Origin of the sequence: Neobacillus terrisolis (assembly GCF_051233475.1) — a bacterium.
Lineage (GTDB): Bacteria > Bacillota > Bacilli > Bacillales > Cytobacillaceae > Bacillus_BU.
On sequence record NZ_JBKFGH010000018.1, the window covers coordinates 53,380 to 77,114 of the forward strand.

Annotated in this window: 32 protein-coding genes; 2 read left to right on the plus strand and 30 right to left on the minus strand. The window is 37.9% G+C overall.

Annotated elements, in window-relative coordinates; all coding sequences use genetic code 11:
- Window positions 1-23: 23 nt before the first annotated feature.
- The 28 genes from nusB to ACI48O_RS12325 all read right to left on the minus strand — a co-directional run bounded on the left by nusB (window position 24) and on the right by ACI48O_RS12325 (window position 20,824).
- Window positions 24-416 carry a transcription antitermination factor NusB gene (gene nusB / locus ACI48O_RS12190; RefSeq protein ID WP_435562090.1) on the minus strand — a complete coding sequence of 131 codons (393 nt, stop codon included), beginning with the start codon at window positions 414-416 and terminating at the stop codon, window positions 24-26.
- A 113-nt stretch (window positions 417-529) separates the two neighbouring features.
- A complete protein-coding gene (locus tag ACI48O_RS12195) occupies window positions 530-934 on the minus strand; it encodes an Asp23/Gls24 family envelope stress response protein (RefSeq protein WP_435562091.1) in 405 nt (134 codons plus the stop codon).
- Between the two features lie 18 nt (window positions 935-952).
- Complete coding sequence (gene accC / locus ACI48O_RS12200; protein ID WP_435562092.1) at window positions 953-2,308, minus strand: acetyl-CoA carboxylase biotin carboxylase subunit; 1,356 nt, start codon at window positions 2,306-2,308, stop codon at window positions 953-955.
- Between the two features lie 14 nt (window positions 2,309-2,322).
- Window positions 2,323-2,841 (minus strand): acetyl-CoA carboxylase biotin carboxyl carrier protein, encoded by a 519-nt coding sequence (accB, locus tag ACI48O_RS12205; RefSeq protein ID WP_435562093.1) that lies wholly within the window; start codon window positions 2,839-2,841, stop codon window positions 2,323-2,325.
- A gap of 327 nt (window positions 2,842-3,168) precedes the next feature.
- Window positions 3,169-3,723, minus strand: a complete 555-nt coding sequence (locus ACI48O_RS12210; protein ID WP_435562094.1) for a SpoIIIAH-like family protein — start codon at window positions 3,721-3,723, stop codon at window positions 3,169-3,171.
- A 14-nt stretch (window positions 3,724-3,737) separates the two neighbouring features.
- Window positions 3,738-4,394 carry a stage III sporulation protein AG gene (spoIIIAG, locus tag ACI48O_RS12215; RefSeq protein WP_435562095.1) on the minus strand — a complete coding sequence of 219 codons (657 nt, stop codon included), beginning with the start codon at window positions 4,392-4,394 and terminating at the stop codon, window positions 3,738-3,740.
- On the minus strand, window positions 4,387-5,016 hold the full coding sequence (spoIIIAF, locus tag ACI48O_RS12220) for a stage III sporulation protein AF (protein ID WP_435562096.1): 630 nt from the start codon (window positions 5,014-5,016) through the stop codon (window positions 4,387-4,389). The genes spoIIIAG and spoIIIAF overlap by 8 nt, the downstream gene beginning before the upstream one ends.
- Window positions 5,017-5,026: 10 nt before the next feature.
- Complete coding sequence (gene spoIIIAE / locus ACI48O_RS12225) at window positions 5,027-6,214, minus strand: stage III sporulation protein AE (RefSeq protein ID WP_435562097.1); 1,188 nt, start codon at window positions 6,212-6,214, stop codon at window positions 5,027-5,029.
- A 34-nt stretch (window positions 6,215-6,248) separates the two neighbouring features.
- A complete protein-coding gene (gene spoIIIAD / locus ACI48O_RS12230; protein ID WP_435562098.1) occupies window positions 6,249-6,698 on the minus strand; it encodes a stage III sporulation protein AD in 450 nt (149 codons plus the stop codon).
- Window positions 6,652-6,858, minus strand: coding sequence for a stage III sporulation protein AC (spoIIIAC, locus tag ACI48O_RS12235; protein WP_009794945.1), 207 nt, complete (start codon window positions 6,856-6,858; stop codon window positions 6,652-6,654). Before spoIIIAC ends, spoIIIAD begins: the two co-directional genes overlap by 47 nt.
- 76 nt (window positions 6,859-6,934) lie before the next feature.
- The gene (gene spoIIIAB, locus ACI48O_RS12240) at window positions 6,935-7,450 is read right to left on the minus strand and encodes a stage III sporulation protein SpoIIIAB (RefSeq protein WP_435562099.1); all 516 of its coding nucleotides are present in this window, start codon (window positions 7,448-7,450) and stop codon (window positions 6,935-6,937) included.
- Entirely contained in the window at window positions 7,451-8,374 is a 924-nt protein-coding gene (gene spoIIIAA / locus ACI48O_RS12245; RefSeq protein WP_435562100.1) for a stage III sporulation protein AA, read from the minus strand. It lies immediately after the preceding gene.
- 112 nt (window positions 8,375-8,486) lie between these two features.
- Window positions 8,487-8,993 carry a TlpA family protein disulfide reductase gene (locus ACI48O_RS12250; protein WP_435562101.1) on the minus strand — a complete coding sequence of 169 codons (507 nt, stop codon included), beginning with the start codon at window positions 8,991-8,993 and terminating at the stop codon, window positions 8,487-8,489.
- Between the two features lie 88 nt (window positions 8,994-9,081).
- The gene (locus tag ACI48O_RS12255) at window positions 9,082-9,207 is read right to left on the minus strand and encodes a CcmD family protein (RefSeq protein WP_435562102.1); all 126 of its coding nucleotides are present in this window, start codon (window positions 9,205-9,207) and stop codon (window positions 9,082-9,084) included.
- 13 nt (window positions 9,208-9,220) lie between these two features.
- A complete protein-coding gene (locus tag ACI48O_RS12260; protein ID WP_435562103.1) occupies window positions 9,221-9,979 on the minus strand; it encodes a cytochrome c biogenesis protein in 759 nt (252 codons plus the stop codon).
- Window positions 9,980-9,981: 2 nt separating this feature from the next.
- Window positions 9,982-10,662, minus strand: a complete 681-nt coding sequence (locus ACI48O_RS12265) for a heme exporter protein CcmB (RefSeq protein WP_435562104.1) — start codon at window positions 10,660-10,662, stop codon at window positions 9,982-9,984.
- A gap of 1 nt (window position 10,663) precedes the next feature.
- The gene (locus ACI48O_RS12270) at window positions 10,664-11,368 is read right to left on the minus strand and encodes an ABC transporter ATP-binding protein (RefSeq protein ID WP_435562105.1); all 705 of its coding nucleotides are present in this window, start codon (window positions 11,366-11,368) and stop codon (window positions 10,664-10,666) included.
- Between the two features lie 26 nt (window positions 11,369-11,394).
- Entirely contained in the window at window positions 11,395-12,387 is a 993-nt protein-coding gene (locus tag ACI48O_RS12275; protein WP_435562106.1) for a hypothetical protein, read from the minus strand.
- Window positions 12,384-12,749: a hypothetical protein gene (locus tag ACI48O_RS12280; protein WP_435562107.1), complete on the minus strand. Its 366-nt coding sequence runs from the start codon at window positions 12,747-12,749 to the stop codon at window positions 12,384-12,386. The genes ACI48O_RS12275 and ACI48O_RS12280 overlap by 4 nt, the downstream gene beginning before the upstream one ends.
- A 12-nt stretch (window positions 12,750-12,761) precedes the next feature.
- Window positions 12,762-13,271, minus strand: coding sequence for a cytochrome c-type biogenesis protein (locus ACI48O_RS12285; protein WP_435562108.1), 510 nt, complete (start codon window positions 13,269-13,271; stop codon window positions 12,762-12,764).
- A 1-nt stretch (window position 13,272) separates the two neighbouring features.
- Entirely contained in the window at window positions 13,273-15,255 is a 1,983-nt protein-coding gene (locus tag ACI48O_RS12290; RefSeq protein ID WP_435562109.1) for a heme lyase CcmF/NrfE family subunit, read from the minus strand.
- 27 nt (window positions 15,256-15,282) lie between these two features.
- On the minus strand, window positions 15,283-15,741 hold the full coding sequence (locus ACI48O_RS12295; RefSeq protein ID WP_435562110.1) for a cytochrome c maturation protein CcmE: 459 nt from the start codon (window positions 15,739-15,741) through the stop codon (window positions 15,283-15,285).
- 12 nt (window positions 15,742-15,753) lie between these two features.
- Window positions 15,754-16,824 carry a hypothetical protein gene (locus ACI48O_RS12300; protein ID WP_435562111.1) on the minus strand — a complete coding sequence of 357 codons (1,071 nt, stop codon included), beginning with the start codon at window positions 16,822-16,824 and terminating at the stop codon, window positions 15,754-15,756.
- A 339-nt stretch (window positions 16,825-17,163) separates the two neighbouring features.
- Window positions 17,164-17,817, minus strand: coding sequence for a c-type cytochrome (locus tag ACI48O_RS12305; RefSeq protein WP_435562112.1), 654 nt, complete (start codon window positions 17,815-17,817; stop codon window positions 17,164-17,166).
- Between the two features lie 10 nt (window positions 17,818-17,827).
- Entirely contained in the window at window positions 17,828-18,271 is a 444-nt protein-coding gene (locus tag ACI48O_RS12310) for a PCYCGC motif-containing (lipo)protein (protein ID WP_435562113.1), read from the minus strand.
- A 193-nt stretch (window positions 18,272-18,464) separates the two neighbouring features.
- Complete coding sequence (efp, locus tag ACI48O_RS12315) at window positions 18,465-19,022, minus strand: elongation factor P (RefSeq protein WP_435562114.1); 558 nt, start codon at window positions 19,020-19,022, stop codon at window positions 18,465-18,467.
- A gap of 26 nt (window positions 19,023-19,048) precedes the next feature.
- A complete protein-coding gene (locus ACI48O_RS12320) occupies window positions 19,049-20,110 on the minus strand; it encodes a M24 family metallopeptidase (RefSeq protein WP_435562115.1) in 1,062 nt (353 codons plus the stop codon).
- A 198-nt stretch (window positions 20,111-20,308) separates the two neighbouring features.
- The gene (locus ACI48O_RS12325; RefSeq protein ID WP_435562116.1) at window positions 20,309-20,824 is read right to left on the minus strand and encodes a YqhR family membrane protein; all 516 of its coding nucleotides are present in this window, start codon (window positions 20,822-20,824) and stop codon (window positions 20,309-20,311) included.
- 194 nt (window positions 20,825-21,018) lie between these two features.
- Here ACI48O_RS12325 and ACI48O_RS12330 point away from each other — a divergent pair, with 194 nt between their 5' ends.
- Together ACI48O_RS12330 and ACI48O_RS12335 are read left to right on the plus strand one after the other, a co-directional pair.
- Window positions 21,019-21,168, plus strand: a complete 150-nt coding sequence (locus ACI48O_RS12330) for a hypothetical protein (protein ID WP_435562243.1) — start codon at window positions 21,019-21,021, stop codon at window positions 21,166-21,168.
- A gap of 107 nt (window positions 21,169-21,275) precedes the next feature.
- A complete protein-coding gene (locus ACI48O_RS12335) occupies window positions 21,276-21,665 on the plus strand; it encodes an SA1362 family protein (protein ID WP_435562117.1) in 390 nt (129 codons plus the stop codon).
- Window positions 21,666-21,709: 44 nt separating this feature from the next.
- On the opposite strand, the gene ACI48O_RS12340 is transcribed toward ACI48O_RS12335, so the two are convergent.
- Together ACI48O_RS12340 and splB are read right to left on the minus strand one after the other, a co-directional pair.
- Window positions 21,710-22,594 carry a patatin-like phospholipase family protein gene (locus ACI48O_RS12340; protein ID WP_435562118.1) on the minus strand — a complete coding sequence of 295 codons (885 nt, stop codon included), beginning with the start codon at window positions 22,592-22,594 and terminating at the stop codon, window positions 21,710-21,712.
- A gap of 78 nt (window positions 22,595-22,672) precedes the next feature.
- Window positions 22,673-23,698 carry a spore photoproduct lyase gene (splB, locus tag ACI48O_RS12345; RefSeq protein ID WP_435562119.1) on the minus strand — a complete coding sequence of 342 codons (1,026 nt, stop codon included), beginning with the start codon at window positions 23,696-23,698 and terminating at the stop codon, window positions 22,673-22,675.
- Window positions 23,699-23,735: the final 37 nt, after the last annotated feature.

Sequence of the window (23,735 nt, forward strand, 5' to 3'; positions counted from 1 at the left end):
TTTGTTCAGCCATGATAGCCTTACTATAACGTTTGTTCTTTAACCTTTGATAATACACCATTGATAAAACGACTAGATTGATCATCTCCGTACAATTTAGCAATTTCAATTGCTTCATCAAGGACAACATTGGCTGGTACACTATCTTTACAATACAACAATTCAAAGATGGACATTCTTAACAGGTTGCGGTCAACCGGTGCTAATCGCTCGATTGTCCACTTTTCCAAGTGTTTTTTAATCAATTCGTCAATTTCTTGTTTATGTAAGACAACGCCAGTTACTAAACTCGTTAAGTAATCGTCATGTGGAAGGTCTTCTAAAACATGTTCAATTGCATCATTTGGTTCGGATTGACTTATGTCAATCTGAAATAATGCCTGCAAAGCCTTTTCTCTCGCTGTTCTTCTTTTCATAAAAAAATACTCCTTTACGGCTTAATTATCCATTTTCCTATTAAGATAATAGCACAATGAAAGGAAAAAGAGAAAAAAACCAAAGACACTTTATTGTGCCTTTGGTTTCTTTATTAAATCTCTTGTTCGAAATCGTTTTCATGCTTTTGGTTTTCAAATTGAATTCCGACAATATGAATGTTGACTTCTACTGGTTCAAGAGCCGTCATATTAAGAAGTGCTTGGCGAATATTGTCTTGGATTTTTTGGGCAACAGTCGGAATCGAAATGCCAAATTTAAGAATGCAATAAACATCTACTTTGATGCCTTCATCCGAAAGTTCGACCTTTACTCCTTTGCCATGATTTTTCTTACCTAATCGTTCCACTACGCCGGTGGCAAAATTGCCGCGCATTTGTGATACGCCTTCCACTTCGCTTGCAGCGATCCCAGCAATTACTTCAATCACTTCAGGAGCAATTTCAACCTTCCCATGCCCATTGTTTTCTTGATTCATCTCCAAGATATTTTCACTCATCAATAAAGCACCTCCAAATTAATCTTCCTTCATCACATCATGCAATTCTAAAAACTTTGTATTGAATTGCCCTTCCACAAATGTTTCGTTGTTAAGAAGCTTTAAATGGAACGGAATCGTGGTGTGAATCCCTTCAATAACGAATTCACTTAATGCACGCTTCATTTTTGCAATCGCTTCTTCACGAGTATTTCCGTGTACGATGACTTTCGCAATCATGGAATCATAAAATGGCGGAATTGAATATCCAGGATAAGCCGCTGAATCCATTCGTACTCCGTAGCCGCCTGGTGCTAAATACATATTGATTTTACCAGGTGATGGCATAAAGTTTTTCGCAGGGTTCTCTGCGTTGATTCGGCACTCAATTGACCAGCCATTAAAGGTAATATCTTCTTGCTCGTATTGGAGAGGCTCTCCATTGGCAACTTTGATTTGTTCTTTAATAAGGTCAATTCCAGTTACCATTTCAGTAACAGGATGCTCAACTTGAATCCGAGTATTCATTTCCATGAAATAGAATTTACGATTGCGATAATCATATATAAATTCTATCGTGCCTGCACCAGTATAATCAACTGCTTTCGCAGCTTTTACTGCTGCTTCACCCATTTCTTTACGAAGTTCACCATCAAGAGCTGGTGATGGAGACTCCTCAAGAAGCTTTTGTAATCTTCTTTGGATTGTACAATCGCGCTCTCCAAGGTGAAGAACTTTACCGTGTTGATCTCCAAGTACTTGAATTTCAACGTGACGGAAATCTTCAATATACTTTTCAATATATACACCTGGATTACCGAAAGCTGCAGCAGCTTCTTGTTGGGTCATATTAATACCCTTCACTAATTCCTCTTTATCGCGAGCGACACGGATACCTTTACCGCCTCCGCCAGCTGTTGCTTTAATGATTACCGGATATCCCATTTCATTAGCTAATTCAAGCGCTTCCTCGACATCTTTAATAATGCCTTTTGAACCAGGAACGATTGGGACTCCAGCTTGCTCCATCGTTTGACGCGCAACGTCTTTTGTTCCCATTTTATTGATTGCTTCCGGAGAAGGACCAACCCAAATGATGTTTACGTCACGGCATAACTCAGCAAAGTTTGCATTCTCGGCTAAGAAACCATAACCAGGGTGGATGGCGTCACAACCAGCTTTCTTTGCTACACTAATAATATTGGTAACATTCAAATAACTATCCTTTGAAGCGGTAGGCCCGATGCAATATGCTTCATCAGCAATTTGCACGTGAAGGGCATCTTTATCCGCTTCAGAATAAACTGCTACTGATTCAATTCCAAGCTCACGACAAGCTCGAATGACACGCACAGCAATTTCCCCACGGTTTGCGATTAATAATTTTTTTATCATGTTAGTACCTCTCCTTATTCAGGCTTAACCAAGAATAAAGGTTGGCCATATTCAACAAGTTGTCCGTCTTTTACTAATATTTCAACGATTTCTCCGTTCACTTCTGCTTCGATTTCGTTGAATAGTTTCATAGCTTCAACGATACAAACGATAGAGTCTTTAGAAACCTTTTGTCCAACTTTTACATACACATCTGCATCTGGTGATGGAGCTTGGTAGAATGTTCCAACCATTGGTGAAGTAATCTTATGTAGATTTTCTACATCAGCAGTTACCACTGGAGCTTTTACTTCTTCTTGAACAGCAGCAGTTTCAACAGGCTTTGGTTGTACAGGCGCTACTGCAGCAACAGGAGCAGCTGGTGCAGCTACCGGTGCAACCGCAGCTACTGGTGCAACTTGTTCTGCAACAACGATTTTCTCAGCATTCTTTTTCATTTTGATTTTGTAGTCATCATGCTCGTAAACAAACTCATTGATGCTTGACTGGTCTACCAACTTGATTAACTCGCGAATTTCTTGTACTTTCAACATTTTTTGACACTCCTTGTCCCACTAATTATATTATTTTTATTATGACTAGCTACTAACATCATACGATAATACCACATGAAAGTTCAATATTGGAATACCTTCTGAATTTTCGTCGCTAATCAAATTACAATAATATAATAAACTTTTCTGAAAAGAAAGTGAATTTATTTTATTTCAAATTTATAAAAATCTTTTATTTTTTTCTCAAAACCCCATAAGAAAGGGAAAGCCGACTCTGGCTTTCCCTCTCTCAAATAGTATTAACCACTATATTTTCCTTATTCAAGCTAATAAAAATGTTATATATGTGTTAAAAAATTTTTTAATCTACTTAGTTGGCTGAAATTTTACGGCAACATTCTCCAATTCCCCGATTTCTGTCCGAACTAGTTGAATGATGTCATTTGCTGCCGAAGGGGAATGATCCTTCGATTTTACAGTAATCCTTACCTTCTCACCATCGGCCCGAACAAGTGCATCTTCATATCCCATTGTTTTAATTAACGTTTCTAATACATTTTCCTTCGTTGCCAAATCGTCGAGCTGTTTCATTTGATCATAGGCTTCACTTCGCTTTTCAGCTGGAAGATCGGTTGAGGCAATGATCTCATTTAATTGTTCCTTCATCGCATTTCGCTGGTCTTCTAATTCCAGACGTAGCGCTTCAAATACTTCGTCACTTGCCACTCCCGATACAACAGTTTTGCCATCATCAGATTTCGCCGTTGTGCCTGTTGCCTTTTTATCGATTCCTTTTGATTGCTCCTCAACATTTGCCATATTCGTTACTTTTTGTTCGGGTGAAGTGATATAGTAAACCGATAACACTACTACTAAACTCAACATGGTTAGAAGCCAAACCGTTTGCTTTTTCAATAACATCTTAACAATCCCCCTTAACCTTTTTTAGGCATGACAGCAACCCGATGACTTGGAACATCTAAAGCTCGAGTTACTGCTTCTATAATCCATTTTTTCACTTGAATATTATCAGCGCCTTTTGCTACTACCAGTACACCGCGTATTTCAGGTTTCTTCGTTTCAACAACAATTGGAACCTCTTTTTCTCCATCACGGATAATAACGAGTTGATTTTCGGTTTGTGAATCCTCAACCTTTCTTTTCCCGCCTTCGCGGTCGGTTTCATCAGTAGTCTGTGTTTGTGATTTGGAGTTTTTCTCTAAAACCTGTTTCTCAGTCGCATCCACATTCACCACTACCGTCACATCACCAACACCTTGAATCCCTTCCAATGCTTCCTTCAGCTGATTTTCATAAGCTTGTTCATATTGTGTGATAATATCATTTTGTTTCGAATTCTTTTGCCCAAAAGCCGGAACCTCTTCATCTCCTTGATTTCCGTTATTCTCGTTGAAAACGGGGAGTTCTTTATTAGATGGGCTATCATTGACTAAAACATTACTAACAATCATAATGGCCGCACCGAATAATAACACAAGTAATAAATATTGATATTTCCCCGGTTTTTTCCCTGAAGAATCATTTGAGAGCAGTTTTTTTAACCTAGATATCGGCCCTTTATCATTATCCATTCTGATCTGTTTTCCCCCCTTCTACCATTTCTACCTCAATGGTGTGTTCTGCTATATCCCATGTTTGAGAAAGAAGTGAAGCAATTTTTGCATTTTCATCAACCGGCTCGGTTGGAAGAGGTTTTGTCGTACTAACTTCAACTGGTTCAACAACTTCTACTGCTTCGGGTGATAACTTAGACTGCTCGACTTTTACAATGACCTTTTCCAAGTTCTCCGGGAAAGCTCGCTGTTGTTCGTCGTTTAAAAGAAAATCTATTTTGCTAATCTTTAATCCGTATTGATCCATCAACTCCTCTTTAGCATCCTTCTCTAATTGGACAGCCATTGTTTCTAAAATATATGCTTGCTGCGAGGTTTCTATTTCTTTTTTCTTAATTTCTATTAAATTTTCTATGTTTTCTTCATTTTTGGTGTCCCAATTTGGAATCGACGCCATAACCTGTTCAAAATCGCTGGAAATAAGTTTAAAAATGGGAGTTAAAATGATGGCGATTAACAATAGACCCGTCACCATTTTTGTATACTTTTGCATATTGGAATTAGGTAACAGCATATCAAAGACCGTTGCCAACAGGACAAAAAGGATGATATTGGTAATCCACTCTTTAAGGTAATCCATGGACATCCACCTACCTGACCATCATTGTCAAATTTCCAGCGGCGATAATCACGGTTATGCTTAAAAAAAACATAAGCGAAACAATCGCAAGTGCAGCAAATACATAGATGACATTTTTACTGATGATATCTAAACAAGAGATAATCGGCCCTCCCCCTAGTGGTTGGAGGATTGCCGCTGCAAATTTATAAATAAACGCAATGATTAATATTTTGATAGCCGGGAAGGCTGCAATCAGCAGGAGAATCGCCACCCCAGCAATTCCAACTGTATTCTTAAGGACAACCGAGGCACTTATCACCGTATCAGTTGCATCGGTAAACATTCTTCCAATTACCGGGACGAAATTACCAGTTAAAAATTTAGCAGTCCTGATCGTAATTCCATCTGTTACAGCTGTTGAAGCCCCTTGAACAGAAATAACCCCCAAAAAAACCGTTAAAAATAGACCTAGCAGTCCTATGCTCCAGTTCCGCAGCAGTTTCGCCAACTGGGTTACTTTGTAATGCTCTGACAAAATGCTGACAATACTCAACAATGTTGATAAAAATAACATTGGCAGGATTACATTTTTAATTAATACTCCGCTAATATTCATTAAAAATAAAATAACCGGATGAAAAAAGGCTGCCGAGATTAAGCCACCGGAGGAGGCAATTAAGGCAAGGAGTAACGGAATTAACGCCAGGATAAAATCGACCATTGTTCCAATCGCTTCATTGGTGTATTTGATGGCAATATGGAAGCTATTTAACGCAATAATCATTAAAACCATAAACACGATTGCGTAAGCTACTTTACTAACCGCACCTTTTTCAAACGCATTTTGCAAAGACTGAAGGAACATGCTAAAAACTGTTAACATGATTAAGGAACCCAACAATTTTCCATTTGTTATCAGCTCATGAAAAACAAATTTGAAAAAACCGGCCGACCACTCTTTCAGGGAGAAATCTTTACTTCCCTTAATAAAGTCATACAAACTCCCCTTTTGGCTCTCTGGTAGAAACCCACCGTACTGATTGACGATATCTTCCCAATATTGTTTTAATTCGTCCATTTCCAGATTATTTAATTGTGAGTCAACTATTTTTTCGGTAGTTGTTGGTTCCTCGTTCTCAACAGCTTGTACATTTATCGTTAAAAAATTAAAAATCAGAAAGAAGATAATTGGAATAAGCAGCAGCCATTGCCTCATTGCTTCACCTCGTTTAAAAAGGGATTTGCCTCAACTAATTAGGAATAAGTTTAATGATGGTTTCAATCATAACGGTCAATATTGGGATTGCCATTGCCAGAATCAAAATTTTACCAGCCAATTCAATTTTCGAGGCAACTGCTCCCTGTCCGGCATCTTTGGTAATTTGGGCGGCAAATTCTGCAATATAGGCAATTCCAATGATTTTCAGTATCGTTTCGACATAGACAAGGTTCACCTTTGCGTTAATCGCAATTTTTTCAATCATATTTACGACTTCATAGATCTTATCAACCAGGAATAAAAAGATTGCACAACCGACAAAGACAATGAGGAGAAACGCAAAATTTGGTTTTTGCTCCTTGATGATTAATGCTAAGAAGGTGGAGACTAATGCTATTCCTACTATTTGGAGAATCTCAATCGCAGGTCCCCCCTTATCCTTGAAATAGAAAAACTGACTTGATTTTTTGAAACAAATCATCCACGATTGAAGCAACCATAAACAGGATGTAGATAAAACCAAATAGTGTTACCCATTGGGCATATTCCTTTTTTCCAACCTGATCGAGAATGGTGTGCAAAAAGGCTACTACAATTCCTACGCCGGCAATTTTGAAAATTATATCTACCTCTAAACCCATCAATTCTCCTCCTAAGCTCCATCAGTTGATTAACTAGCTTATACTTACTATGAATTCCTGGTCAGCCTTATGAAACTTACATGAGCAAGATAATTAGAAGCAGGCCAGATAGAAAACCTAGACTCTTAACCATTTTTTCGTATTTTGCTTGTCGATCATATGCATCGGACTCTTCTCTTTCTAAATGCGCAAGTGCAAGCATGATTTGTTTTTGTTGGGAATACCGGTCATGTCGGCCAAGGGTCTCGCCAAACTGCTTCATAATTTGAAACTCCCCCTGCTTTAAAGCCGTTAGCTTCCATACTTCGTTTAAGCTTTCTTCCCAGGCGGCTTTAACCGTGGTCTCAGAATTAGTTAGTTTTAATGAAAAGCTTTCAAAAAACCATGATAACGGTTTCGCCAATTGCGATGATAATCTTCGTGCCGCTTCATGTAATGGAGTGTGGCCATACATAATTTCTGCCTCTAAAGATTGAAGGGCAGATTTTAACTGTCTTAGCTGGCGAGGCCGCTCACTTAAATGTCTTGATGCCTCAAATCCTGTCCATGTTGTCGCAAAAATAATGATCACGGCGCCTATGACTTTCAACATTTATGTCACTCTCGCTTTTTTAAAAATCTCCGAACCAGAACCATTTTTTATAGTTGAGACGGTGCCAGGGCCATTATTTCGAGTTAATTCAATGTACCGCTGAAAGATACCTTGATCAAGGATATTTCGTAAAGAGGGCCGTTTCTGAACCTCAGCAAGTGAATTGCCATGAGTGGTCATGACTAATTTTATCCCGGCATTTACTGCCTCAATAATTGATTCAGCATCTTCTTTCCGACCAATTTCATCAACAATTAATACATCAGGGCTCATGGAACGAATCATCATCATCATCCCTTCAGCCTTTGGACAAGCATCGAGCACATCCAGTCTGGGACCGAAAGTAAGCTGAGGAATACCATTAACAGAGCCGGCTATTTCCGATCGTTCATCGACGATGCCCACCTTGGCGGCCAAGATTTCCAATGGAGCATAGCCACTTGATATGGTCCTCGCAATATCACGAAGCAACGTCGTTTTTCCTGTCTGGGGCGGACCGATAATCATCGTATGAAACCAATTTTCTTTATAAAGAAATGGAATCAACGGTTCAGCAATCCCTATTTTTTCCTTGGCAATTCGAATATTGAAGGAAGCAACATCTCGTATCGCTTTGACCTGTCCTTCTTCAAGAATCACCTTACCCGCCAAACCAACTCGGTGCCCGCCATCGATTGTCACATAGCCTCGCCTTAGTTCTTCTTCAAGTGTGTAAATTGAAAAATGACTAATTTTATTTAAAAGCTGAACAGCGTCTTCCGCAGTCGCTGTATATGGCAAAAACTGCGGGATTCCGTCACTGGTTATTTCTACAGGCCGATTTATTCGAACCCGAATCTCCTCGATTCTTTCTTTTAAGATGGGAGGTAGTTTATGAACATGATCAACAATCGTTTTTGGCAAAAAGGCTAGAACCGTTTCCACAATCTTTCCCCCTTAGGTGTACCTCTCATTATTTAAAATGTATGCCTGCTTGGCTACATTGATGATTCCTAAACAAAAAAAAGACACCATGCCAGCGCATAGTGTCTTTAACCTATTCATATTTTGCAACTAAATCATATAGTTCGCTTTTCGTGATAGGTCCGATGTAGTGCTCACGGATCACGCCTTCTTTATCAATCACAAAGGTTTCCGGTTGAGCTACAACATTATATGCTTTCGATACCTTATCGTTAAAATCAAATAAGTATGTTGAAGTTGTTTTATTTTCTTTCACGAATTTCTTAACACGGTCCTGTGTTTCCCCGCGGTCGATAATCAACAGCTTGTACTTGTCACCGTATTCCTTTTCAAACGCTTCAAGCTCTGGCGCCTCATCAACGCATGGGATACACCATGTTGCAAAATAATTGACTACCGCAACCTGACCTTTGTAGTCGGCTAGCTTTACCATCTTGCCGTTAAGGTCTTCTAATTCAAAATTATATGCAGTCTCTCCAACACCTGTATATTCACCTTTTGTTGCAAGAGAAATCCCAAAATAAACAAAAAGGCCAATTACAGCAGCTAAAACGAGGATTTTGATACTAGGTTTTTTCATCAGCACTTCTCCCCCGGCTCTTTCTTCAAGTTTTATTAAGTATAGGTACCAGGATGAGGCCTGTTAAAAACAGGCCAATTCGTCCAAATTATGAATCTAATTGCTTCAAAAATTCAATTTCTTTTATCAGTTTAGCTCGACGTATACTATGCAACGCGACATAACCTAAAATGCTAACGCTTGAAATAATGTAGGCAGCCATCATGTAACCCATTATTCCATCCTCCTTATTTAATCGATTCTCTAACTTGCTCTTTGTATTGCTCAACCTTGATTTTCATCTTCTCAAACGAAACTCCTCGAACAAGAAGGAATGAGTATAGAATGGTCGTAAAAGCAATCATTGTTAGCAATGCAACAAGCATTTCCGGTTCGATTCCACCACCAGATTGGTCTTTTCCTTCACCGAAAACAACTGGATGGAATTTAGTATTCCACCAACGAATTGCCATAAATACGATTGGAACATCAACAAACCCGATAATCCCAAACACCGCAGCAAGTCTTGCTTTCTTTTCCCATACGCCGTCCATCTGGCGAATCATTACATAGGCAACGTAGATAAACCATAGAATAAGAGAGGTTGTTAACCTTGGTTCCCAAGCCCACCAAGTATTCCAAGATGATTTTGCCCAAATCATTCCAGTTATTAATACAAGTGTGATAAACACAACGCCAATTTCTGCTGATACATAAGCGTACGTATCGTAAATGCGCTTTCTTTTCACAAGATAAAGAATACTAAAAACAAAGGTTACAAAAAATGCCCCGAAACCAATCCAAGCAATTGGTACATGAACAAAAAAGATCTTTTGGACCATTCCCATCATTTTTTCCTCGGGAGCATAGAAGAAAATTAAATATAGCCCAATAATGACTGAAATGATGGATGCCCATCCTAATATTTTTTGAAGCATAGAAGCCTTTTCCACTGTTGGTGGGGATGGCTGTAAGGACTTTTGCTTCTTTTCAAGATTCATACTCATCTTTATACCTCCAGCACGTATTCAATTAATAAGAAACAAAGAACAAAGAAGATGACATCATAGGCAGCGATTAACTGAATCCAAGCTATAGCATCAGGCAGCTTTTCGATATTTGTCAAAATGATTCTGGTCGCTTGTACCGCTCCTATTAAAATGGGGCTTGTAACCGGAAATAACAGCAGTGGCAAAAGCATTTCGCTGCTTTTAGAATTAGCCGCCAGCGAAGCTAAAAATGTACCTATACTGATAAAGCCAAAGCTCCCAATTAGTAGTACAAATAGAAAATATGGCAAGCTACCGATGTATTTAAAATCAAATAAAAGGAACAAAAATGGAATAGCTACAAGCTCCACAATGATCATCATTGTAAAATTTGCCATTAATTTTCCTACATAAATACTTGAGGGATCCATTGGTGAAATGAGTAGACCCTGCATCGTATCATTTTTTTGCTCTGAAAGAAAAGATCGATTTAATCCTAAAATTCCTGAAAAAACGATTATGACCCAAATAACTCCTGGAATTACCGCTCTTGTTGTATTGTTAGATGGATCAAATGCAAAGCTGAACACTAAAATGGTAAGCCCAGCAAAAATAATCATCGTGGCCAATACTTGTTTTGTCTTCAATTCAGAGTATAAATCTTTTTGTGCAATGAAGAGGGCGTGTTTGAAAAAATTCATGTTATGCTACTCCCTCCGTATGCTGTAAGTACTTTTCAGTTAGTAAATCTAATTGATTTTTATCAATCTTAAAATCATCGGCCACTTGTCCATTTTTAATGATAATAATACGGTCACAAATTTCTGCAGCTTGCTTGAAATCATGGGTGACCATTAATGTGGTTGCACCCTTTGCCTTCATTGACAGAATGACATCATTTAAAATGGAGATAGCGCCTTGATCCAAACCAGTATGTGGTTCGTCTAACAAAAGAAGCTCTGGATCGTGAATAATGGCTCTCGCAATCGCTGTTCGTTGAATCATTCCCCGGGAAAAATTTTTTACCGGCTCCTTTAAGAAAAATGAAAGTCCAACGTCTTTTATTAGTTTTATGGCTTTTTCTTCTACACCCTTAACTCCATATAGATTCCCGAAGAAAACAAGGTTTTCAAGTGGAGAATAGTGTTCATATAACAAGCTAGAATGGGGTAGGTACCCCATTAGCTTTTTAATGTCTTGGCTGTTTTTCTTTAAATCAAACCCGTTAATTTTAACTTCTCCAGAACTAGGCTTAATTAGTGTTGCAATCACCTTTAATAAGGTACTTTTTCCAGCTCCATTTGGACCTAAAATGGCAACTGTTTCACCTTTTTCAATCGATAGGTCAATACCGCGTAAGATTAATTTCGTATCTGCCTGCTTTGTTAGTTTTTTTATTTGTATCACGAAAGAGGCCCTCCCCATACCAGTTGTTATTCAACAAATTGATTTAGGCTTAATTTAACCTGAACAAGATGTTGTTTATAGGCCTCCAACTTGGCATGATAGTCATTTTCTGAAATTTGTCCTTGTTCAAGACTTTCTTCTAATTCTATAATTTTATCTAAAATTGCTTTTTGTTTTGCCATCAGCATTTTAAATGCTTCTTCTTCCTTATCGGTAGCCTTGTCATTCGCTTTATTTTTAATTCTGAAATAAGTAAAGTAACCTACTCCTGCAATTAAAATAGCTCCCAAAACAATCATGAGTATATGAGGGTCAAAATCTTTTAACATAGATTGTTCCCACATACGAATATGGCCTGGGTTATGGAAGTCCGGAGCTTCCCTCGTTACATTTCCCGCATTTGCATTATCTTCATTCTCAGTTGCAGAAGACTGTGTCCCAGCACCTTCTGGTTGCTTATCTTTATCATATTGAACTGTGATTGTTTGATCTGGTTTAATATTTGAGATTGAATATCCCCAGAACTTTTGTTCACCCATATCCAATAATCCAAGATCACTAAATTCAACATCTTTTATTTCAACGCTTCCAAAGCCTTCTGGGATTAAAATTTGAAACGAATCAGCCTGATAATTAAATTTTAAAGCGATATCTTTTCCTTGCTCTAATAAATAACTATAAGATAATTCAAACGTTCCGTTTGCCGGAATGGAGTCTGTCGTTATAAAACCGGATTCAGTCTCTTTAATTTTAATTTTTTCATCATCCATTTTTAGGCCAGATGCACCCTCTGGCAGAGATACTGATAGCACACCTTCTGATTGGCCATCACCTTTATACTCTTCATTTGTAAGGTTTTTATAAGAAACCATGTCTACTATTTGAGTAGATCCATCCTGGCTGGAGCTAATCACGATATACTCCATCGAAACACCAATCTTTGACTCTGCACTTGCAAATCCGCTTAAAGTTGGTATTAGTATGATTGCTAGGAAGGAGAGAATGATTTTTTTAATCATTTTCCTCCCTCCTTTTTATTGCGTTTTAATGCCGCTTCAATTTCACGTTCAACATCTGCCATAATATCAGGATTTACAGCTGTTTTAACCAGCAGTTCATCTGATTTTATGATTTTGGCGACTTCTTGCTCATACTGCTTTTTTAAATTTTTATAATCAGCCTCAGATAGTTTACCCATTTTATGCTCGAATTCGATTTCATTTAAGGTAGTAAGCAATGCTTCCTTATCTGATACTGTTTCCTGACCGTTTGCTTGAAACTGAAGGTAAGTATCCCATTTGAAAAACGGGGCTAAAACAAGAAACAAGCAGACTAGTACAAGAACGGCAGTTAAAATCATCGAAATGATAGAAATTTCCATACTGTTCACATCCTACAAATACTTTTTTCGTTCCTCGTCGATGATACTGGATAAAATCTCCTCTTCGACTTCGTCATTCTCTTGTCGGTCAGCCACCATTTCTGCACCTGATTCACTTTTCTTAACCCATTTACGGATTACAAAAAAGATTCCTGTTCCAGCACCACCAAGTGCTGCAAATGGCATAACCCATGCAGTTAGACTAAACCCTTTCTTTTCAGGAGATGTTAAAATTTCTTCTCCAAGAGCTTTAACATAGTATTCGCGGATCTCATCTTTGTCCATGCCTTTTTCCATCATTTCAACAAGGTCTGCTTTGAACGATTCAGTGTTCTTACAGCCTGCCATATCACAGGCATAATGGTCCTGACCACAGCCGCAAGTACACATAAACTGAGATGCTACCGCCTTAAATTCCTTTGATTTTAAGTTGATTGAACTTTTATCAGCGGCCAACACCGCGAATGTTCCTTGAAAAATAAACAAAATCATGAGGAGCCCAATTGAAAACTTTTTATTCACGTTAAGCCACCTCTTTCTTTACTCCGGTATATTTAGGGGTAATATTTTGATATCTGCCACTCCATACCGCAAATATTGATCCGATTACAATCAAGATTGAGCCAGCCCACATCCAGTTCATCATCGGATTTACTTTTACAATAAATGTTCCACGTCCATCGTCTTCCCAAGCACTCAATACAATGTATAGATCTTCCATTGGTGAACTGATAATCGCCACTTCTGAAGATGGCTGTTCCCAGTTACCATAGAAAACCTTTTCAGCATGGTATGAACCAAGACGTTTGCCGTTTTTAAATACAGTCAAATCTGCATAGACAATATCATTGATTCCTTCACTTCGTTGATCTAGCGTGTCGTAAACAATTTTATAGTCTTTAATTTCGATTGATTCGCCAATCGGAATTGTCTTCATTGTTTCTAAATCATAGTTTTGTGAGCCAATGACTCCCATCGCGATAAACGCTATACCAATATGAACAATATAGCCGCCATAACGTCGACGATTTTTAGTCATTAGTCGATATAAAGCTACAAAAGGATTTTCGCCAGTCATTTTTCTTCTTGCTTTAACCCCACGATGGAATTCTAAATAGTGTGTAACGAACAAGAGAATGATGACGCCGTATCCAATAACAGCCCATGCTTTTTGAATTCCTAAAACCACCATCAAGATCATACCAACAACTGCGATGATCGCTGGAATTAAGAAGTTTTTCTTTAAGTTTTTAACAGTTGATCTTTGCCATGCAAGTAATGGACATACCGCCATTATAAACATCATAGATAATAAAATCGGTGCTTGTACGGTATTAAAGAACGGAATTCCCACCGTAACCTTTGTTCCACGGACAGCTTCTGAAACAAGCGGGAAAATGGTTCCCCAGAAAACTGCAAATGCTGAACCGACTAATAATAGGTTATTAATTAAGAAGCTGCTTTCTTTTGATACATAGGAGTTAAATTGTCCAGCACTGCGTTTAATTAAATTGTAGCGGCTCATTAAGATATACATTGCTGCAATAACTGCCACACCCATGAACAGTAAGAAATATAGTCCTAAATTTGAATCTGCAAAGGCATGAACGGATGTTAATACTCCGCTTCGTACTAAGAACGTACCGAATAATGTTAACGCATAAGAGATTACGATTAAGCTGATATTCCAAACTTTAAGCATATTTTTTCGTTCTTGAATCATCACTGAATGCAAGAATGCTGTAGCAGTTAACCAAGGCATAAACGATGCATTTTCAACCGGATCCCATGCCCAGTATCCGCCCCAGCCAAGCTCAACATATGCCCATTGGCCACCGAAAATATTCCCTAAGCTTAAGAATAACCATGCGATGATTGTCCATCTTCTTGTCATTTTAATCCAGAAGTCATCGGTATTCTTTAAAATAAGCGCGGCCATTGCAAATGCAAATGGGACTGCCAATCCTACATACCCTAAATAAAGAGTTACTGGATGAATAATCATTCCCGGATTTTGCAGCATCGGATTTAAGCCTCTACCCTCTGTTGGGATTGGCGATTGAATCTCAAACGGCTGTGCCACAAAACCAAGAATAAAGAAGAAGAATACAGCATTAGCTAAAAGGATTGACGCAATATAAGGAACCATTGGATTCCCTTTCATTTTGCGAGAAAAGGTTACCATTGCGATATAGAGCGTTAAAAAGAATGTCCATAGTAATAATGAACCTGAATTCCCTGCCCATAAAGCGGTTAATTTGTAAATGAGCGGCAGGTCACTACTTGTATAATCACTCACATACTTATACTCAAATGCAGATGAACCAAGTAAATATAGGAGTACGATCATCGCTAACGATGATGTAACAAGAAGGGCGATAACGCCCCCCTTGCCACTGTTAATATACTTTTGATTTTTTGTGCTGATCCCAAGAGTCATAATCAGCAATGAGTAAATGGCTAGTGCAAAGCCTACATAAATAGTCGCGTTAGCAAATAAATACATTCTGTCACCTTCTTTTCGTTTTGCCTATTATTCTTCGCTGGAAGGCTTTTTATTAAGCTTATCTTTATGAGTTTCTGGGTCGTAATTTTTCATATCTTGACCTTCGTATTTGGACGGACAACGAGTTTTAACTGATTCTGCAACAAATGTATCTTTTTCAGTTGGAGCACCTTGTAGAATTGCGATTACACCTTCTGAAAAGTTATCAGGTTTAACGCCATTATAAATAACATGCATAATATTTCCGTCATTATCTTTTACATCAAACTTTAATTCAATCTTGTCTGCATCCCATTGAATCGAGTCTTCAATTAATAAACCTTCAACCGTTACAAAATAACCATCGCTATATTTTTCTTGATTTTTTAGAAGCTCATCCATCTTTAACTCTACTCCACTTGAACCAGGAGTTGCTGCCATTAGAAGGAAAATAATAGCACCAGCAATGATAAATCCACCAATCATGACCACAGTGTTCTTTTTCATGATTTCTACCCCTTACCCTAGTTTTTTAATTTCTCTTTCGTACGTTTCTTCGTCAATTTCCCCGTTAACCAACAATGATCTAAGCTTCTTTTTTTGATCTTGTGAATCTTTTTTAGTTACTTTCGGAGCTGATTTTTCAGCAACCGTTTTTTTCTGTGTTTTTTTATTGCTTGTCCCAGATGGTTTAGAGTTCCGTGTATTACCTTTTAATCCCAGGAATACAAAAACTCCGGCAATAATAATTGAAATCCCAATTACTGTAGCTCCGCCAATACCGATAATCGGTTGATCAGATGTCTTTTTGCTGTTGTCCCCTGAGTTATTAAGGACTTGGTCTGTTGCTGTGTCACCACTTACACCACTGTGATTTTCATCGTTTGGCGGTGCTTGTTCACTTAAAACCGATAAGGTTGATTTATTATCTTTTTTTACATAAGAAACATTTAGATTAATAGGCTCATTCTTTTTAACATTTGTGTATTGGTAGTAGTAAAGCTTTTCACCATATTCACTTTCAGATGTATTCGCTGCAGCTGGATCGATTTTAAAATCCTCCGCTTTTACTGGTGAATACATAATAATATCTAGTTTTTCTGTTTCTACTGGATTCACATAATTAAAGGTAAACTTTTTTGAATCTGTTACTTCAAAAGGATTTGTATAGTATTCAATAACAAAACGATAGGTTTTATCATTTTTGATGGCTTTAGACGGCTTCCAGGTTACGACACCTTTGTCTTTGTTCACTTCAAAAGGTCGCTGTATCTCTGGCTCGTCATCAGAAGGAAATTCTGCAACTAAATATACTTCAAAATTTTTATCATTAACAGGAGCCGGAAACTCAATTTCTCCGTTAAAATCTTTTCCTGTTTTGTTTGTAAATGTGCCATAATACCCAACTAGCAATGATGGCTGATCTTCCGGCCATTTCTCTGGGTAATCAAACTCAGGCATAACTTGGATTTGCATTTCTTTATAAGGAAATTGGTCTACTGGAAAACTTTCGGCCGCCTTTACATTTGGAAGTGCAAAATTTGCAAACAATACCCAAATGGCAACAACCGCAGCTAATTTTTTAAGCATTTTATTCCTCCTCGCAAGCATTACATCTGTTTTTTACTATAAACCTCTTAGAAAAATAATAATCTTTTATGACCGTCTATTGTCGAGGTACCGGTGAACATTTTGTTAAATGGCAAAATCGTTGGCTTTTTGCCATATAAAAAACAAAAAATATTCACAATTACCGTGTTGCAAACTATTTTTTCCAAATAGTTTCGTAGCAGACGATTAGGACTAAAGGATTACAAAGGAATCTTAATATACTAAAGCGGAAATATCGTCATCCATTTTCGAATTTTTTATAACAAATAATACAAAAATAACAAAAAGGGCTGACACATAAGCGTCAGCCCTTTCAATTTATTTTGTTGAAAAAGTTCGAATATAGGTAACAATGTCAGAAATTTGAGATTCCGATAATTGTCTTACACCTTCTAATCCTTTCAAGGAAGATGCCATTCTTGTATCTTCACGTCCGTATGCAGTACTATCCCAGATTTGTTCATCGGTTGTATATTGGAGGTATTGTGGACTAGCCAAGACAGTTCCCATTTTTTTCTTGCCAACACCTTCGTTGCCATGACAACTAGCGCAATATAAATTATAGAGCTTCCGACCATTTTCCGGGTCTCCACTTATTTTTTGGGGAGTCTCCATCTCGATTGATTTCTTTTGCCAATTTCTAATATATGCGACCAAGTTGCTAAGGTCTTGCTCACTTAGATTAGAGCCATACGCAGGCATTACGGTGCCTTCTCTTCCGTATTTTACTTGATTGTAAATATCTTCATCGGAATAGGTGTTTAGATAGTATTGATTATTAATGGCTGTTCCCTCTTTAGCACCCTGCCCTTTACCATTATCGCCATGACAAGCAAAACATTGTTGTTTATAAATCTTTTCACCAGCTTCAATCGCTTTATGATCTTTTTTTGTCAATAAACCACTATTGCTAATCACAACAATAATTCCGACCGTAACCAAAATATAGATGCCGATTAAGATTTTTTTCATAGTATTCCCCTTATTTAGGTGTAGGAGTTGGTGTTGGTTCCCCAAAATCTTCATATTTTTCTAGAATATACTTATTGATTTCCTTTAGACTCTTACCGTTTTGATTCATTTCTACCGCCTCCCGGGCGATATCGATACAGATGTCTCAGGATATACTCATCGGGTCCCATTCAACAACGGCGTTGTTTGGACCTAATTTATCAACAAAACAATCAAGATTGCTTATATGACCATCTTGGGTGTAGCATCCACAAAAACATGGCACAGATGCCAATACTTGTGGATAGGTTGCAGCCATAATATACGTTTCTTGAATTTTCTCAGAAGTATTTAACACATAATCGGGTAATTCTTTGTGTTTAGAATCTAATACAAGCTTTTCTTCCGAACCACAGCCTGCTAATAGAATCAACGATACTATAGCTGTAAACAATAAAGAAGTGAGTCGATTCACTGTTGTCCCCCTCCTAAGTTGATTATGGTAATATTACAAAAACTATTTTAGCAACATTAATCATGCTTAAAACATTTTAATTATTACTATTTAGTGAAGAAATATACATGACCGTAACGTTTTTTTGATAAAAAAACAAAAACCTCCATTGGCTAATGACCAACGGAGGCTTCTTTATTTAGATTATTTATGATTATGCACGAGATACATAACTGCTATCAGTTGTATTGATAATTAAGCGGTCACCTTGGTTGACAAAGAATGGCACTTGAACAATAAGCCCTGTCTCAAGCGTAGCAGGTTTTGTACCACCTGAAGCAGTATCGCCTTTAATTCCAGGTTCAGTTTCAGTCACTTCAAGTTCAACTGTATTTGGAAGTTCAACTCCTAGAGTTTCTCCGTGATACATCATAATGGATACTTCCATGTTTTCTTTTAAAAACTTCAGCTCATATTCAAGTGCAGATGCTGCTAATTCAATCTGCTCGTATGATTCATTATCCATGAATACATGCTGATCGCCGCTTGCATATAAATATTGCATTCTGCGATTGTCAATTTGTGCTTTTGCCACTTTTTCACCAGCACGGAATGTTTTTTCTTGGATCGCTCCATTTCGTAAGTTACGAAGCTTCGAACGTACAAACGCAGCTCCTTTTCCAGGTTTAACATGTTGGAAGTCCATTACGCGCCAAATTCCACCATCAACCTCAATTGTTAATCCAGTACGAAAATCGTTAACAGAAATCATGCAAAAATCCTCCTAGTTTTTTTAGGTTAAAGAATCATAAGTTCTTTTGTTGAGTGGGTTAACAGCTCATTGTGATCCTTTGTAATTAATGTGTCATCTTCGATTCGGACTCCACCAAGCCCAGGAATATAGATCCCAGGTTCAACCGTTACGACCATTCCGGGCTCTAATATGATGTCTGATCTAACGGAAAGGGCTGGGCCTTCATGAACTTCAAGACCTATTCCGTGCCCAGTTGAATGACCGAAATATTCGCCAAAGCCTTTTTCTGTAATATAGTCCCTTGTCAAAGCATCCGCTTCTTTACCAGACATCCCAGGCTTAATTCCATCTACTCCTCGAAGTTGCGCTTCAAGTACTACTTCATAAATCTCTTTTAGCTTAGGATCTGGTTGGCCAACAGAAACCGTACGAGTTATATCAGATACATATCCTTTGTAATAAGCACCATAATCAAGAGTGATAAATTCACCTTTTTCAATTACTTTATCACTAGCCACTCCATGTGGCAGGGCTGAACGGTATCCAGAAGCGACAATCGTATCAAAGGAAGATGATGTTGCTCCCGAGTTTCTCATAAAGAACTCTAATTCATTTGCCACCTCAAGCTCAGTTAAGCCTGGGCGAATGAAATCTAATATGTGCTTAAATGCGGCATCAGCAATATCCGCAGCTTCCTTTAATATCTTAATCTCTGAATCATTCTTAATCAAGCGCAACTTTTCAACAATCCCGGAAATCGGGACTAACTCCGCCTTCACAGCATCCTTATAAGAACTATAAGTTGAATAGGATAGAAAGTCTTGTTCAAAACCAAGTTTGGTGATTCCTAATTTTTCAGATTGGCAAGAAATCTCCTCAAGCATAGAAGACCCATGTTTGACAATCGTATATCCTTCACATTGCTTAGCTGCTTGTTCAACATATCGAAAATCCGTAATAAATAAAGCCTGTTCGCCTGTAATCAGGACACTTCCTGAAGTTCCGGTAAAGTTTGTCATATAGCGGCGATTGTATGGGCTCGTTATAAAAAGTCCATCAATACCTAATTGTTCAAATTGAGATCGTAGCTTCTGAAGTTTTTCCATGAATAACTTCCTCTCCTTTGCCATATCAATGAAAACTAAAAAACAACAAATGAATCAAATCAGGAACCGTCTCATTAATGGCTATGTATTAAGTATCTTGTACTATTTTCCTCTCCCTTTACTTACTGGATTAGACGGTTTTGGTCCAATGGTTCCATTTTAGCATACTTATTTTTGTTCTCACTACTGAAACAAACACTAGGATGAAACCTCTTCCTCTCTCTTGTCGTTTCGCTGTATTTCATTTTCCTCATATGAAATGGAATATCCTACAAATACTCCATATAAGATATATATACAAACAGATGTAATGACAGTCATTCTTGTTAACTCATTAAATGGGTGGATCCCAGGGAAAATGGGATTTAACACTAAAAACACAAGTAAGAACAAGACTAATCCATACCCAAGCCCCACATACATGCTGGAAAACTTTCTGAGTGCTAAGTAGTAAATTACCGCAGCACCAATCGAAATAATCCCAATTAATATAATGGATATTACGGTTCCAAGCCATTGGTCCTTCCAAGCACCAATTGTCCATGGCTCAATAATCACATTGGGTCTGATTTCTGTAAAATTAAACACATAAGCTAAGTACGCGAGCCCGCTCCATAAAATTCCTCCAACAAAACCTATTGTGATAACCATCGCCATATAAGATAATGGCTTTTCGCGTTGGGATTGCTCTAATTTTGCTTGATCTTCTGCCATATTAAACACCTCCATTTTCTATTATGTCCACGAGTGTTTTTTCCATTTCAAAACAATAATATTTAACATAGGAATTTCTGGAATGGACGCAAAGTCCTGTTTTGTTTAAAAAATTAAAAGAAAATCTTCCATCCTAGAGGTTTTATCAGTTTTTTAGTAGAATAAAATAGATAGGGAAAATTTATTTTCTAATCATTCAAAAATTCTCGTACTCCGTTATAAAAAGAATGTTTCAAATCCACGACTCCGAGCATAAATTATTTAATACCTCTGAAAACGGTTTGGAGTTGCCAACGAAAAGTTCAACCCAAGTCTCACTTTCTTTGGAAAGCGAATTAGTGTAACTCTCAGAAGGAGAACTGTAGAATAGGATATTTCCGAAGAAATAGTATAAAGTATAGACCATCATTGTTTAAAATTGGTAAATTATGCTTATTATGCTCTTAGGGAGGTGGCTTTCTTGAAAAATCAGACTTCACTATTTATTGTTTTGGGGCTCATCATATTGGCAGCAATTGGAGTCGCCGGTAGCTATATTAAAAATCCGACCGGTTTTATTCAAACGATAGCTGTCATGCTTGTTGTTGGCGCGGTGATTTATTTTATTGTAAAGCGTTTTTACCATTCTAACCCTGAGAAGCGAGAGCAACGTGCATTTATTAAAGCAGCCAAAAAATCAAAAAAACGTCTAAACCAAAAAGAAACTAGTCTGAGTCCTCGCCGTACCGCATCTGCGATTACAACAATGAAGAAAAATATCAGACCAAAGAAAAAAACTTCAGCCCATTTGACCGTAATCGAAGGAAAAAAAGGAAAAAAGAAAAATCGAGCCTCTTTTTGACCTCGATTTTTTTTTGCCCATTTATAGAATTTCCTGCTCGTTTTTTAATAACTCCACCTTTTAAAAAAGGCTTCTGCACTTTGTCGACCTAAATTCTTTAATGCTTCCTTTTCAGCTTCCGACAGCTCAAAATTAATACTCGATATCCCTTCTGTTGGAATGAAGATTATATTTTTTTCATGTTTTCTCGAGATATAGCGTGCATCATGAGCATTCATCATCGTTTCAAATAAGGCCTCAAGTAGATTTAATGCATTATTTACATTATTTTTTTGAAGTTCATTTGATTGACTTGACAGTTTTATTCCTAGTACTGGTCGAGTTTTCTCAACATGTTCTTTATCAAATAGCCACATTGGAAAATTGCTTAAAACCCCTCCATCCACAACAATATTGGTTCCTTCATATGTTTTAATTTTTACTGGTTCAAAAAAATAGGGTATGCTACAGCTCATGCGAATTGCCGTAGCGATGGGGAAAGCTCTGGGTGACAATCCATATTTCCGAAGATCATCTGGCAATACAAGCATTTGACCATTCGTTAAATCAGATGCAATAACACGAAGTGTCTGGGGAGGAAGATCAGAGAATGTCCTCAACCCCTTTTGAGCTAATTTTTCCGAAAGCCAATTTTCTAATTGATTCCCCTTATACAAACCCATTCTCCAATATACAAGCAGCCATTTAACAAATGTAAAGGGGATGATACTTTTTTGGGGATCCATAAACATCTTTAAGTCTAACTCATCAAGAAGCTCATATATCTGATTGCTTGAGTATCCTGCGGCAATTAAAGCTGCAACGATTGAACCGGCACTTGTACCTGCGACCCGAGCAAACTGGAAACCACGCTTTTCTACTTCTTCAATGGCACCCACTAAAGCGAAGCCCTTTATACCTCCTCCTGAAAAAACACCGTCTATTAGCATGTAAGCCACCCCTATCGATGTACTTCTTGATACATCTTTAAGCGGGTACATGAAAAAATAGTACGGTGTACAAGTTATTTAAGTAAAATATTCAATTTCTGCTTCAGGGAAAAATGAACCAATGTATTGCCGAAGCGTTTGTTCGAGGTTTTGCGCTTCCTCTGTAGGATAAACATATTTGCCAATCCCATACCTGCCCCATTTGTATTTCCGCTTTTCCTCATCCATTTCCAGTTTTGTTTTTGGATATCTTTTTTCAATCACTCGTTTTGCAGGTTTGGTGAAGCGGTGTTGTATCAGTTCAAATGTTAGATTATTAAGGGGAATTCCTTGTAATGCATTGCTAAGTCGTTCAAAAAGCTCATGGTAGCCCTCCTGCCAGCCTTCGTGCATATAGATAGGTGCAACGATAAAACCGAGCGGATAACCGGCAGCAGCAACCTTTCTGGCCCCCTCTAATCGTTCATCAAATGAGGAAGTACCAGGTTCAAAGTTTTTGATGACATATCTCGAATTGACACTAAACCTGAATCGAGTTTTTCCGTTATGCTTCGCATCGAGGAGATGATCGACATGATGGTACTTTGTAACAAAACGGAGTCTACCGTGTTCAGTTTGGCCTATAAATTCAATCGTTTTTTTCAGTGAGTGGGTTAAATGGTCGAGTCCAACAATATCAGATGTACAGGCAGCTTCAAACCTAGTAATTTCCGGTTTACGTTCATCCATGTATTTTTGGGCTTGATCAAATATCTCGTCTAAATTGACGTATGTACGGATGTATGGCTTGCTGCCAAGCGTGGTTTGCAGGTAACAATAATGGCAGTGCCCCATACAGCCAGTAGCTAGGGGAATGGCGTATTCTGCTGATGGCTTGGATGTATCAAATTTGAGCGTTCTTCGCACGCCGACAACAAGGGTTGATTTGGCGTTTCGATATTGCTGGAATTCGTTATCACCCGGGATACCGCGGATTTGATTATGAGAAGTGGTTTCCCGAATTTCCAGACCCATGTCGGTGAATTTTTGTTTTAGTTCTTGTCCTAGTTGGTATTCTAGTGCTTGTGGCTCGATAAATACTAGTTGGGGGATGAATGGTTCCATTTTGTTATCCTCTTTTCTTTCAGTAATTACTTGTTTG

Coding starts and splice junctions, on each gene's coding strand:
- nusB (WP_435562090.1), bottom strand. CDS start 416: ATGAAAAGAAGAACAGCGAGAGAAAAGGCTTTGCAGGCATTATTTCAG.
- ACI48O_RS12195 (WP_435562091.1), bottom strand. CDS start 934: ATGAGTGAAAATATCTTGGAGATGAATCAAGAAAACAATGGGCATGGG.
- accC (WP_435562092.1), bottom strand. CDS start 2,308: ATGATAAAAAAATTATTAATCGCAAACCGTGGGGAAATTGCTGTGCGT.
- accB (WP_435562093.1), bottom strand. CDS start 2,841: ATGTTGAAAGTACAAGAAATTCGCGAGTTAATCAAGTTGGTAGACCAG.
- ACI48O_RS12210 (WP_435562094.1), bottom strand. CDS start 3,723: ATGTTATTGAAAAAGCAAACGGTTTGGCTTCTAACCATGTTGAGTTTA.
- spoIIIAG (WP_435562095.1), bottom strand. CDS start 4,394: ATGGATAATGATAAAGGGCCGATATCTAGGTTAAAAAAACTGCTCTCA.
- spoIIIAF (WP_435562096.1), bottom strand. CDS start 5,016: ATGGATTACCTTAAAGAGTGGATTACCAATATCATCCTTTTTGTCCTG.
- spoIIIAE (WP_435562097.1), bottom strand. CDS start 6,214: ATGAGGCAATGGCTGCTGCTTATTCCAATTATCTTCTTTCTGATTTTT.
- spoIIIAD (WP_435562098.1), bottom strand. CDS start 6,698: ATGATTTGTTTCAAAAAATCAAGTCAGTTTTTCTATTTCAAGGATAAG.
- spoIIIAC (WP_009794945.1), bottom strand. CDS start 6,858: ATGGGTTTAGAGGTAGATATAATTTTCAAAATTGCCGGCGTAGGAATT.
- spoIIIAB (WP_435562099.1), bottom strand. CDS start 7,450: ATGTTGAAAGTCATAGGCGCCGTGATCATTATTTTTGCGACAACATGG.
- ACI48O_RS12250 (WP_435562101.1), bottom strand. CDS start 8,993: ATGAAAAAACCTAGTATCAAAATCCTCGTTTTAGCTGCTGTAATTGGC.
- ACI48O_RS12255 (WP_435562102.1), bottom strand. CDS start 9,207: ATGGGTTACATGATGGCTGCCTACATTATTTCAAGCGTTAGCATTTTA.
- ACI48O_RS12260 (WP_435562103.1), bottom strand. CDS start 9,979: ATGAGTATGAATCTTGAAAAGAAGCAAAAGTCCTTACAGCCATCCCCA.
- ACI48O_RS12265 (WP_435562104.1), bottom strand. CDS start 10,662: ATGAATTTTTTCAAACACGCCCTCTTCATTGCACAAAAAGATTTATAC.
- ACI48O_RS12275 (WP_435562106.1), bottom strand. CDS start 12,387: ATGATTAAAAAAATCATTCTCTCCTTCCTAGCAATCATACTAATACCA.
- ACI48O_RS12280 (WP_435562107.1), bottom strand. CDS start 12,749: ATGGAAATTTCTATCATTTCGATGATTTTAACTGCCGTTCTTGTACTA.
- ACI48O_RS12290 (WP_435562109.1), bottom strand. CDS start 15,255: ATGTATTTATTTGCTAACGCGACTATTTATGTAGGCTTTGCACTAGCC.
- ACI48O_RS12295 (WP_435562110.1), bottom strand. CDS start 15,741: ATGAAAAAGAACACTGTGGTCATGATTGGTGGATTTATCATTGCTGGT.
- ACI48O_RS12300 (WP_435562111.1), bottom strand. CDS start 16,824: ATGCTTAAAAAATTAGCTGCGGTTGTTGCCATTTGGGTATTGTTTGCA.
- ACI48O_RS12305 (WP_435562112.1), bottom strand. CDS start 17,817: ATGAAAAAAATCTTAATCGGCATCTATATTTTGGTTACGGTCGGAATT.
- efp (WP_435562114.1), bottom strand. CDS start 19,022: ATGATTTCTGTTAACGATTTTCGTACTGGATTAACAATTGAGGTTGAT.
- ACI48O_RS12320 (WP_435562115.1), bottom strand. CDS start 20,110: ATGGAAAAACTTCAGAAGCTACGATCTCAATTTGAACAATTAGGTATT.
- ACI48O_RS12325 (WP_435562116.1), bottom strand. CDS start 20,824: ATGGCAGAAGATCAAGCAAAATTAGAGCAATCCCAACGCGAAAAGCCA.
- ACI48O_RS12340 (WP_435562118.1), bottom strand. CDS start 22,594: ATGCTAATAGACGGTGTTTTTTCAGGAGGAGGTATAAAGGGCTTCGCT.
- splB (WP_435562119.1), bottom strand. CDS start 23,698: ATGGAACCATTCATCCCCCAACTAGTATTTATCGAGCCACAAGCACTA.